This window comes from Frateuria defendens (assembly GCF_001182895.1).
GTDB lineage: Bacteria > Pseudomonadota > Gammaproteobacteria > Xanthomonadales > Rhodanobacteraceae > Frateuria_B > Frateuria_B defendens.
On record NZ_LFQR01000045.1, the window covers coordinates 102712 to 112924 of the forward strand.

Consider the following 10213-nt stretch of genomic DNA (forward strand, 5'->3'; position numbering starts at 1 on the left):
TCCGTGCGGCGATGCGCCCCACCGCCCAGACGCACCGCCCTGGCGCATGGCCCACGGGCGCGCCACCGCGCCTAGCGCAGCGGCACCACCCGCTGCTCGATGGCGCCGAAGATCGAGGCGCCGAGCGCGTCGGTGACGTCGATGCGCAGCGTGTCGCCGTACTTCAGGAACGGCGTGGACGGCTGGCCGTCGCGCAGCGTCTCCACCGTGCGCTGCTCGGCCAGGCAGGAGGCGCCCTTGCCGGTGTCCGCGTTGGCGATGGTGCCGGAGCCGACCAGGGTGCCGGCGGTGAGCGGGCGCGTCCTGGCCGCGTGGGCAACCAGCTCGGCGAAGCTGAACTGCATGTCCACGCCGCACTCGGCCTCGCCGAACCAGGCGCCGTTCAACCAGGTGCGCATCGGCAGGTGGAGCTTCTCGCCGCGCCACGCCTCGCCCAGTTCGTCGGGCGTGACCAGCACCGGCGAGAGCGCCGAGCGCGGCTTGCTCTGCAGGAACCCGAAGCCCTTGGCGAGTTCGGCGGGGATCAGGTTGCGCAGGCTCACGTCGTTGACCAGCCCCACGAGCCGGATGTGGCGCGCCGCCTGCGCCGGCGTCACCGCCATCGGCACGTCGTCGGTCACCACCACCACCTCGGCTTCCAGGTCGATGCCGTACTCCTCGCTCGGCACCACCACCGGGTCGCGGGGGCCCAGGAAACCGGCACTGGTGGCCTGGTACATCAGCGGGTCGGTGTAGAAGCTCGCCGGCACCTCGGCGCCGCGCGCGCGGCGCACGCGCTCCACGTGGGGCAGGTAGGCCGAGCCGTCGACGAACTCGTAGGCGCGCGGCAGCGGCGCGGCCAGCGCGGCCAGGTCGAGCGCGAAGGCGCCCGGCGCGCGGCCGGCGTTCAAGTCCCCGTACAGCGCCTTGAGGCGCGGCGCCGCGCTGGACCAGTCGTCCAGCGCCGCCTGCAGCGTGGGCGCGATGCCCGCGGCCTTCGTCGCCCGCGCGAGGTCGCGGCTCACCACCACCAGCGTGCCGTCGCGGCCGCCTTCCTTGAGACTGCCCAGTTTCATGCATCCGCTCCGTCGGCCGCGCTCATCCGCAGCCTTCCACATAGTCGATCTGCGGCGGCACGCCGACGCGCCAGGCCGTCACCGTCGCGTTGCCGTCCGCGCCAAGCTCGAACACCAGCACGCCCGCCCCCTGCGGCGCGGCCACGCGCAGCATCCTGGCGCCGGCCAGGTACTTGTGCGGCTGCTCGGTCGCCGCCGCACCGTACAGGGCGTGGAGCCGCGCCGCATCCATGCCGATCCGCCCGCCGCCCGGGGCGGTTTCCCTGACCGTGCGTACGTCGTAGCGCACGAAGCGGCCGTGCTCGAACAGGAAGGCGAGCGCGGGCGGCGAGGCCGCCCACGCCGGCGTCTTGTAGTGGCAGCTCGAGCCCGGCGACGGCGCGCCCTTCAGTTCCCCGCCCCAGGCCCGGGCGAAGGCCCGCTCGTCCATGCCGAAACGCATGTCGCCGTAGCCGTCGTAGCGCGCCGGTGCGGCGGCTTCCGCCGGCACACCGGCCGGCGCCGCCGGCCGGTCGGCCTGCGCGGCGGCAATGGCGGACGGCGCATGCTCGCCGCACCCCGCGAGCCCGAGCAGGCCAAGCGCGAGTGCCACGCGCCTCACGCGCCGGGGCCCGCGTCGAAGTGCCTGGCCAGCCCCTGCCAGCACGTGTAGTAGTCCGCCTGCAGCTGCGGCGCTTCCAGTGCCTGCCGCGTGGGGCGGATCACCTTGCGCGTCTCGAACATGAAGGCGAGCGTATCCACCAGGTGGTCGGGACGCGAAGTGTCGGCCGCGCTGGCCTTCTCGAAGCTGGCCGCGTCCGGCCCGTGGCCGCTCATGCAGTTGTGCAGCGAGGCGCCGCCCGGCGCGAAGCCGCCGGCCTTGGCGTCGTAGGCGCCCTCGATCAGGCCCATGAACTCGCTCGCCACGTTGCGGTGGAAGTACGGCGGGCGGAAGCTGTGCTCGGCCACCAGCCAGCGCGGCGGGAAGATCACGAAATCCAGGTTGGCCGTGCCCGCCGTGTCGCTGGGCGAGGTGAGCACGGTGAAGATCGAGGGGTCCGGGTGGTCCACGCTGATCGAGCCCACCGTGTTGAAGCGCGCAAGGTCGTACTTGTACGGCGCGTAGTTGCCGTGCCAGGCCACCACGTCCAGCGGCGAGTGGTCGATGGCCGCGCGCCACAGCGCGCCCTGGAACTTGGCGATCAGTTCGAACTCGCCCTCCGCGTCCTCGTAGGCCGCGTGCGGCGCGAGGAAGTCGCGCGGCAGTGCCATCGAGTTGGCGCCGATGGGCCCCAGGTCCGGCAGCCGCAGCAGCGCGCCGAAGTTCTCCGCCACATAGCCGCGCGCGGCGCCGTCGGGCAGCGCCACGCGAAAGCGCACGCCGCGCGGGATCACCGCGATCTCCCGCGGCGCCAGCCCCAGCACGCCCAGTTCGGTGGCGATCTCCAGCCGCCCCTGCTGCGGCACGATCAGCAGCTCGCCGTCGGCGTCGTAGAAGTAGCGCCCTTCCATGGCGCGGTTGGCGGCGTAGAGGTGGATGCCGCAGCCGGCCTGCTCGGCGGGGCCGCCGTTGCCGGCCAGCGTCACCAGCCCTTCGATGAAGTCGGTGGACCGCTCGGGCAGCGGCCACGGGTCCCAGCGCAGCTGGTTGGGCGTGGCCGGCGCCTCCTCGAAGCGGTTGTGCAAGCGCGCCGGCGCCAGCGGCTGGAACGGCTGGTGCACCGCCGCCGGGCGGATGCGGTAGAGCCAGCTGCGCCGGTTGGCGTGGCGCGGCGCGGTGAAGGCGGTGCCCGAGAGCTGCTCGGCATAGAGCCCGTGCGCCACGCGCTGCGGCGAGTTCTGCCCGGTGGGCAGCACGCCGGACAGCGCCTCGCTGGCGAACTCGTTGCCGAAGCCGGATTGGTAACCGCGGGATGCCATCGCGCTCATCGTCGTCCGCCGCTGGGCCCGCTTCGCGCGAAGCGGGCCGGGATGGGAAAAGGGCCTGGGGCTACAGCACGCCGCGACGCATCTGGTCGCGCTCGATGGATTCGAACAGGGCCTGGAAGTTGCCCTCGCCGAAACCCTCGTTGCCCTTGCGCTGGATGATCTCGAAGAAGATCGGCCCGATCGCGTTCTGGGTGAAGATCTGCAGCAGCAGCTTCTTGCCGGTCTCGCGGTCGGCGTCGATCAGCAGCTTGTTCTTCTTCAGCCGCGGCACGTCCTCGCCGTGGCCGGGGATGCGCTGGTCGATCACCTCGTAGTAGGTCTCCGGCGTGTCGAGGAAGGCCACGCCCTTCGCGCGCATCGCCTCCACCGTGGCGTAGATGTCGTCGGTGAAGCAGGCGATGTGCTGGATGCCCTCGCCGTGGTACTGGTCGAGGTACTCGTTGATCTGCGACTTGGGGTCGGCCGACTCGTTGAGCGGGATGCGCACGATGCCGTCCGGCGCGGTCATCGCCTTGGACACCAGGCCGGTCTTGGCGCCCTTGATGTCGAAGTAGCGGATCTCGCGGAAGTTGAACAGCCGCTCGTAGTAGTCCGCCCACTGCCCCATGTGGCCGAGGTAGAGGTTGTGGGTGAGATGGTCGATGAAGGTGAGGCCGAAGCCCGGTGGGTGCGGCGCGGCGCCCGGCAGCGGCAGGTAGTCGCCCTCGTACACCGAGCCCTGCTCGCCGTAGCGGTCCACCAGGTAGAGCATGCAGCCGCCGATGCCCTGGATGATCGGCGCGTCCACCGCACGGCTCTCGGGCTTGGCCGTCACCGGCTCGGCGCCCTTGGCGAGCACCGCCTGGTACACCTCGGCGGCCGGCTTCCTGAAGCGGATGGCGAAGCCGCAGGCGCAGGGGCCGTGGGCGGCGGCGAAGTCGGCGGCGAAGCCCTGCGGGTCTTCGTTGACGAGGAAGTTGACCTCGCCCTGGCGGTACACGGTGATCGGCCGCGAGCGGTGCCGCAGCACGGCGCCGAAACCCATGGCTTCGAACAGGGCGTGCAGCTCGCCCGCGCGCCCGGGCGGGGCGGCGAACTCGACGAACTCGAAGCCGTCGATGCCGGTCGGGTTCTCGAAGGTGGTGACCTGCATGCCGAGGTTGGGTTGGGCGTTCATGGCGCGCTCCTGTCGATCGACGTGCGATGGCAGGCTGCGGAGCGTGCCATCATCCGGATGTGCGCAGCGTTATAGTTTCAAATGAAACCTATTGCAAGGAACACCGCAGCAGTGTCGCCCCCACGTCGTCCCGCCCCCGCCGATGCCGAGCACGCGCCCCTGGAACTGGAGCGCTTCCTGCCGTACCGGCTGTCAATCCTCTCCAACACCATCAGCCAGGCGATCGCCGACGACTACCAGCGCCACTACGACCTCTCGGTGACCGAGTGGCGCGTGATGGCGGTGCTGGCGCGCTTCCACGGCCTCTCCGCGCGCGAAGTCTCCGAGCGCACCGCGATGGACAAGGTCGCGGTGAGCCGCGCGCTGGCGCGGCTGGTCGCCGCCGGCCGGGTGCACCGGGCCACCCACCACGGCGACAAGCGCCGCTCCGTGCTCAGCCTCACCGAGGCCGGCTGGGCGGTGCACGACGCGGTCGCCCCGATGGCCCGCTCGCACGAGCGCGCGGTGCTGAAGAAGCTCGACGCCGAGGAACGCGCCTGGCTGGTGCGCATCCTCGACAAGTTGGAGCAGGGATTAGGGAATAGGGAATAAGGAATAAAGGAATCGGCAAAGCACACACCGCCCTATTCCCTATTCCCGACTCCCGGGGGTTCAACGAACCCCATGCATCAACCGGTTCACCAGCGGCGCGATCAGCAGCAGCAGCACGCCGGCGCCGGCCAGCAGCCAGAAGCCGAAGCTGAAGCCCGACAGCGCCGAGACCGCCGTCATGCCGTGCTCGCCGCTGATGCGGCTGGCCAGTAGGCCCGACAGGTTGCCGCCCTCGGCCAGCGAGAGGAACCAGCCGCCCATCGCCACGCCGACCAGGCGCGGCGGCGCCAGCTTGGTCACCATCGACAGGCCGATCGGCGACAGGCACAGCTCACCCACGGTCTGCATGACGTAGCACACGGTCAGCGGCCAGAACGGGATCAGCCCGCGCGCGTCGAGCAGCCGCGACAGGCCGTACATCAGCACCAGGAAACCGAGCCCGTTGAAGACCAGGCCGAGCCCGAACTTGCGCGGGATCGAGGGCTCCGCCCGGCGCCGGTCCAGCCACGCCCACACCAGGGTCAGCAGCGGCGCCAGCAGCAGGATCGACAGCGGGCTCACCGACTGGAACCAGCCCACCGGGAACGTCCAGCCGCCGAACATCTTCCTGTCCACCAGGTTCGCGGCCAGGAAATTGAACGAGGTGCCGAGCTGGAAGTAGAACATCCAGAACAGGATGTTGAAGGCGAAGATGATCAGCATCGCCACCACGCGGTGGAACGGCACCTGCCCGACGCGCAGCGCCTCCACCAGCAGCATCGCCGCCACGCCCACGAACAGCAGCCCCAGCAGCCACTGCAGGCCGGTCGCACCGATCCGCGACAGCAGCAGATAGATCAGCGGCACCCCCGCCGCCATGCCCAGCAGCACCCAGGCCACGCGCCCGCGGCCTTCCGCGCCCGGCGCCGGGCGGCCCACGCCGCGCAACCCGCGCCGGCCGAACCAGAACCACAGCAGGCTGAGCACCATGCCCACCCCCGCGGCGAAGAACACCACGCGGTAGTTCTGCTCCAGCGGCGTGCGGGTGAAGGTGGCGGCCATCCAGCCGGTGACCAGCGGCGCCAGGAAGCTGCCGGCGTTGATGCCCATGTAGAACAGGGTGAAGCCGCGGTCGCGGCGCGGGTCGTCGCGACCGTAGAGCTGGCCCACCATGGAGGAGATGTTGGGCTTGAACAGCCCGTCGCCCACGATCACCAGCGCCAGGCCGAACAGGAAGGTGGTGCGCTCGGGCACCGCGATCACGAACAGGCCCGCGGCCATCACCGCCGCGCCGAGCAGGATCGAGCGCTGGTAGCCGATCAGCTTGTCCGCCACGTAGCCGCCGAAGATGCCGGTGGCGTAGATCAGCGCGGTGTAGGCGCCGTAGATGCCGCTGGCCCAACCCTGCCCCGCCGGATCGCCGTGGTAGAACTGCGCCACCACGTAGAGCGCCAGTGCCCAGCTCACGCTGTAGAAGGCGAAGCGCTCCCAGAACTCGGTCATGAACAACATCCACAGCGGGCGCGGATGGCCGAGGGTCTGCGGGTAGTCGGGCACGGCGGCCGGCGTCGGGTCGGAGGTTCGGGTCATGCAGGGGGTCCCCTTGGGCGTCGGGATCGGCACGTCGCGCGCGGATCCGAATGGCGTGATGTACCCGCTCGCCCCACGCGCCGTCAAACACGCCGCAGCAGGCCACGGCGCGCTCAATGGCCGAGCGTGGTGCGCACCTCGAACAGTTCGGGGAAGAACTCCAGGTCCAGCGCCTTCTTCAGGAACGACACGCCGGAGGAGCCGCCGGTGCCGGGGCGGAAGCCGATGATCCGCTGCACCGTGCGCAGGTGGCGGAAGCGCCACAGCTGGAACTGCGTCTCCAGGTCCACCAGGTCCTCGCACAGCGCGTACTCGCGCCAGTAGCGGTCGGTGTCGCCGTAGATGCGCTCGAACACCGGCAGCAGCGCGGCGTCGGACACGTGCGCGCGCGACCAGTCGCGCTCCAGGTGCGCCGCGGGCACGGCGTGGCCGAAGCGCGCGAGGTAGCGCAGGAACTCGTCGTACAGGCTCGGCGACTCCAGCACCTCGCGCAGCGAGGCCAGGCCTGCCGCATCGTGCTCGAACACCTTGAGCATGGCGGCGTTCTTGTTGCCGAGCAGGAACTCGATGATGCGGTACTGCAGGGACTGGAAGCCGGACGAGGGGCCGAGCACCTGGCGGAACTCCAGGTACTCCGCCGGCGTGAGCGTCTCCAGCACCGACCACTGGTCGGTGAGCTGGTTCATCACCACCTTGCAGCGCGCCAGCACCTTGCGCGTCTGCCACACCTGGTCGCGGCGCAGGAAGCCGATCGCCGCGCCCAGCTCGTGGATCATCAGCTTCATCCACAGCTCGGCCACCTGGTGCTGCACGATGAACAGCATCTCGTCGTGGTTGGGCGGCTGGCTCAGCGGCTGCTGCGCGGTCAGCAGCACGTCGAGCCTGAGGTAGCCGCTGTAGGTCAGGCGCCCCGCGAGGTCCGTCTGGATGCCGGCTTCGAGGTCGCGCTGGTTGTCGCTCATGGTCGTTCGCCAACCTGCAAAATCCATATGTTAGCCCCACTGGCGGCTGGCGCCCTACGCCCGCGCATGCTGCGCGCCGCCTTGTGGCCTAACATAGGCGCCTGCTACCAAGTGCAGCTTTCTTTTGGAACCGTGCGCGCCAGCCCTTGTCCGACGAGCCTGCGCACCCACTTTCCCCCTTCCCCATTGCGGAGCGAGTTGTGTCCATCGCCGCCAAGTTCGAGATCGAATACCTGCAATACCTCGATGCCGAGGGCCAGCAGGTCCGTGACGCCCTGCCCGAGTTCGCCAAGAACCTGGAGCACATGGTCGAGCTGTACAAGCTGATGATCTCCACCCGCGTGTTCGACGCCAAGTCGGTGGCCATGCAGCGCACCGGCAAGCTCGGCACCTACGCCAGTTGCCTCGGCCACGAGGCCGCCCACGTGGGCATCGGCAGCGCCATGAAGCCGGAGGACGTGCTCGCGCTCAGCTACCGCGAGTACGGCGCCCAGCTCTACCGCGGCGTGCAGCCGCGCGAGGTGTACATGTACTGGGGCGGCGACGAGCGCGGCAACGACTACCAGAACGAGCCCGCCCGCCACGACTTCGCCTGGTCGGTGCCGATCGGCACGCAGTGCCTGCACGCGGCCGGTTCCGCGCTGGCGTTCAAGATCCGCAACGAGCCGCGCGTGGCGGTGTGCTGCATCGGCGACGGCGGCTCCTCCAAGGGCGACTTCTACGGCGCCATCAACATCGCCGGCGCGCAGAACCTGCCGCTGGTGGCGGTGATCGTGAACAACCAGTGGGCCATCTCGGTGCCGCGCAAGATCCAGAGCGGCGCGCCCACGCTGGCCCAGAAGGGCCTGGCCGCGGGCCTGTACTGCATCCAGGTGGACGGCAACGACATCATCGCCGTGCGCAAGGCGATGGAGGACGCGCTCGAGCGTGCCCGCAGCGGCCAGGGCGGCAGCGTGATCGAGGCCGTCACCTACCGCCTCTCCGACCACACCACCGCCGACGACGCCCGCCGCTACCGCGACGAGGCCGAGGTGAAGGAAGCCTGGGCCAAGGAGCCGGTGAAGCGCCTGCGCGCCTGGCTGGTGGCCAAGGGCGTGTGGGACGACGCCAGGGAAGAGGCCTGGAAGGCCGAGTGCGACGAGTGGATGGACAACGAGGTGAACGCCTACCTCCAGACCCGCTCGCAGCCGGTCACGGCGATGTTCGACTACACCTACGCCGAAGTCCCCGCCGACCTCGCCAAGCAGCGCGACTACGCGCTCTCGCTCGAATCCAAGTAAGGCTTCCACTCACATGGCACAAATCACTCTTATCGAGGCCGTGACCCAGGCGCTCGCCTACGAGATGGCGCACGACGACAGCGTCGTGGTGCTGGGCGAGGACGTGGGCGTCAACGGCGGCGTGTTCCGCGCCACCGTGGGCCTGCAGGAGAAGTTCGGCCCGCTGCGCGTGCTCGACACGCCGCTGGACGAGACCACCATCGCCGGCGTCACCGTGGGCCTCGCCACGCAGGGCATGAAGCCGGTGGCCGAGGCGCAGTTCGAGGGCTTCATCTACCCGATGATGGAGCAGATCGCCTGCCACGCCGCGCGCATGCGCACCCGCACGCGCGGGCGCCTGACGGTGCCGGCGGTGTTCCGCGCGCCGTGGGGCGGCGGCATCCGCGCGCCCGAGCACCACTCGGAGGCCAACGAGCACCTGTTCACCAACATCCCCGGCCTGCGCGTGGTGCTGCCCTCCTCCCCGGCGCGCGCCTACGGCCTGCTGCTGGCGGCGATCCGCGACCCGGACCCGGTGGTGTTCTTCGAGCCCAAGCGCATCTACCGCCAGTACAAGGAAGAAGTGCCCGACGACGGCGAGGCGCTGCCGCTGGACGTGTGCTTCGTGCTGCGCGACGGCACCGACGTCACCCTGGTGACCTGGGGCGCGCAGGTGAAGGAATGCCTGGAGGCCGCCGACGCGCTGGCCGAGGAGGGCATCAGCGCCGAGGTGATCGACGTGGCCACGCTGACCCCGCTCGACTTCGACACCATCGCCGAATCCGTGACCAAGACCGGCCGCTGCGTGATCGTGCACGAGGCGCCCAAGACCGCCGGCTTCGGCGCCGAGATCGCCGCGCGCCTGGCCGAGGAATGCCTGTACGAGCTGCTGGCGCCGGTCGAGCGCGTCACCGGCTACGACGTGCACATCCCGCTGTTCCGGCTGGAGATGAAATACCTGCCGAGCGTGCAGCGCGTGGTCGACGCGGCCAAGCGGACGCTGGCGGTCAGCTGAGGCGGCCAGCTGAAGCTGGCCGAGGGAATCGGGAAGGGTGAATAGGAAAAGCAGCGCACGGTGCACTGGCGACGCTCTATCACTATTCCCGATTCCCCATTCCCGATTCTCCGCCCCAAAAATTTCCCACCCTTTCCGGACTCCACCCCCATGGCCAACATCAAAACCTTCCACCTGCCCGACCTCGGCGAAGGCCTGCCCGACGCCACCATCGTCGAGTGGCACGTCAAGGAAGGCGACGACATCAAGCTCGACGCGCCGCTGGCCTCGATGGAAACCGCCAAGGCCGTGGTCGACGTGCCCTCGCCCTACACCGGCAAGGTGGTGAAGCTCTACGGCGCCGCCGGCGACGTGATCGACACCGGCGCGCCGCTGGCCGACTTCGCGCCCGACCCCAAGGCGCGCCAGCGCGCCGAGGCGGAGTCCACCGGTCACCACCACGCGCCGAAGAAGACCGGCGCACCGGTGGCCGCCGACAAGGTGGTCGCCTCCGACGAGGGCGGCGAGCTCCGCGACGAGCAGGCCGCCGAGCGCGCGGACGAGGGCACCGTGGTCGGCGCCATGGTCAGCGGCAACCACGTGCACACCGAGCAGGTGAGCACCGCCGGCGGCGTGAAGGCCGTGCCCGCCGTGCGCGCGCTGGCGAAGAAGCTCAAGGTGGACCTCGCCCGCGTGGCGCCGAGCGGCGCCGGCGGCGT

The 10213-nt window shown here is 70.2% G+C and carries 10 protein-coding genes; 4 read left to right on the forward strand and 6 right to left on the reverse strand.

What is annotated here, in order from left to right; translation table 11 throughout:
- Positions 1 to 71: 71 nt before the first annotated feature.
- From ACH65_RS07595 to hppD, 4 genes are all read right to left on the reverse strand, one after another.
- The gene (locus tag ACH65_RS07595) at positions 72 to 1055 is read right to left on the reverse strand and encodes a fumarylacetoacetate hydrolase family protein (protein ID WP_049621977.1); all 984 of its coding nucleotides are present in this window, start codon (positions 1053 to 1055) and stop codon (positions 72 to 74) included.
- 22 nt (positions 1056 to 1077) lie between these two features.
- The gene (locus ACH65_RS07600) at positions 1078 to 1647 is read right to left on the reverse strand and encodes a lectin (protein WP_237561470.1); all 570 of its coding nucleotides are present in this window, start codon (positions 1645 to 1647) and stop codon (positions 1078 to 1080) included.
- A 5-nt stretch (positions 1648 to 1652) separates the two neighbouring features.
- Entirely contained in the window at positions 1653 to 2954 is a 1302-nt protein-coding gene (gene hmgA, locus ACH65_RS07605; RefSeq protein WP_425478271.1) for a homogentisate 1,2-dioxygenase, read from the reverse strand.
- Positions 2955 to 3024: 70 nt separating this feature from the next.
- A complete protein-coding gene (gene hppD / locus ACH65_RS07610) occupies positions 3025 to 4119 on the reverse strand; it encodes a 4-hydroxyphenylpyruvate dioxygenase (protein WP_049621979.1) in 1095 nt (364 codons plus the stop codon).
- A gap of 111 nt (positions 4120 to 4230) precedes the next feature.
- Here hppD and ACH65_RS07615 point away from each other — a divergent pair, with 111 nt between their 5' ends.
- On the forward strand, positions 4231 to 4710 hold the full coding sequence (locus tag ACH65_RS07615; RefSeq protein ID WP_237561471.1) for a MarR family winged helix-turn-helix transcriptional regulator: 480 nt from the start codon (positions 4231 to 4233) through the stop codon (positions 4708 to 4710).
- Positions 4711 to 4770: 60 nt separating this feature from the next.
- On the opposite strand, the gene ACH65_RS07620 is transcribed toward ACH65_RS07615, so the two are convergent.
- Together ACH65_RS07620 and ACH65_RS07625 are read right to left on the reverse strand one after the other, a co-directional pair.
- Positions 4771 to 6279, reverse strand: coding sequence for a peptide MFS transporter (locus tag ACH65_RS07620; protein ID WP_049621981.1), 1509 nt, complete (start codon positions 6277 to 6279; stop codon positions 4771 to 4773).
- A gap of 113 nt (positions 6280 to 6392) precedes the next feature.
- Positions 6393 to 7241, reverse strand: coding sequence for a tryptophan 2,3-dioxygenase (locus ACH65_RS07625; RefSeq protein ID WP_082190192.1), 849 nt, complete (start codon positions 7239 to 7241; stop codon positions 6393 to 6395).
- Positions 7242 to 7441: 200 nt separating this feature from the next.
- Here ACH65_RS07625 and pdhA point away from each other — a divergent pair, with 200 nt between their 5' ends.
- From pdhA to ACH65_RS07640, 3 genes are all read left to right on the forward strand, one after another.
- Entirely contained in the window at positions 7442 to 8521 is a 1080-nt protein-coding gene (pdhA, locus tag ACH65_RS07630; RefSeq protein WP_049621983.1) for a pyruvate dehydrogenase (acetyl-transferring) E1 component subunit alpha, read from the forward strand.
- A gap of 13 nt (positions 8522 to 8534) precedes the next feature.
- Positions 8535 to 9515 (forward strand): alpha-ketoacid dehydrogenase subunit beta, encoded by a 981-nt coding sequence (locus tag ACH65_RS07635; protein ID WP_049621984.1) that lies wholly within the window; start codon positions 8535 to 8537, stop codon positions 9513 to 9515.
- A gap of 150 nt (positions 9516 to 9665) precedes the next feature.
- Positions 9666 to 10213, forward strand: a 548-nt coding sequence (locus tag ACH65_RS07640; protein ID WP_049621985.1) for a biotin/lipoyl-containing protein, incomplete at its 3' end; no start/stop codon positions are given.

Coding starts and splice junctions, on each gene's coding strand:
- ACH65_RS07595 (WP_049621977.1), bottom strand. CDS start 1,055: ATGAAACTGGGCAGTCTCAAGGAAGGCGGCCGCGACGGCACGCTGGTG.
- hppD (WP_049621979.1), bottom strand. CDS start 4,119: ATGAACGCCCAACCCAACCTCGGCATGCAGGTCACCACCTTCGAGAAC.
- ACH65_RS07635 (WP_049621984.1), top strand. CDS start 8,535: ATGGCACAAATCACTCTTATCGAGGCCGTGACCCAGGCGCTCGCCTAC.
- ACH65_RS07620 (WP_049621981.1), bottom strand. CDS start 6,279: ATGACCCGAACCTCCGACCCGACGCCGGCCGCCGTGCCCGACTACCCG.
- ACH65_RS07625 (WP_082190192.1), bottom strand. CDS start 7,241: ATGAGCGACAACCAGCGCGACCTCGAAGCCGGCATCCAGACGGACCTC.
- hmgA (WP_425478271.1), bottom strand. CDS start 2,954: ATGGCATCCCGCGGTTACCAATCCGGCTTCGGCAACGAGTTCGCCAGC.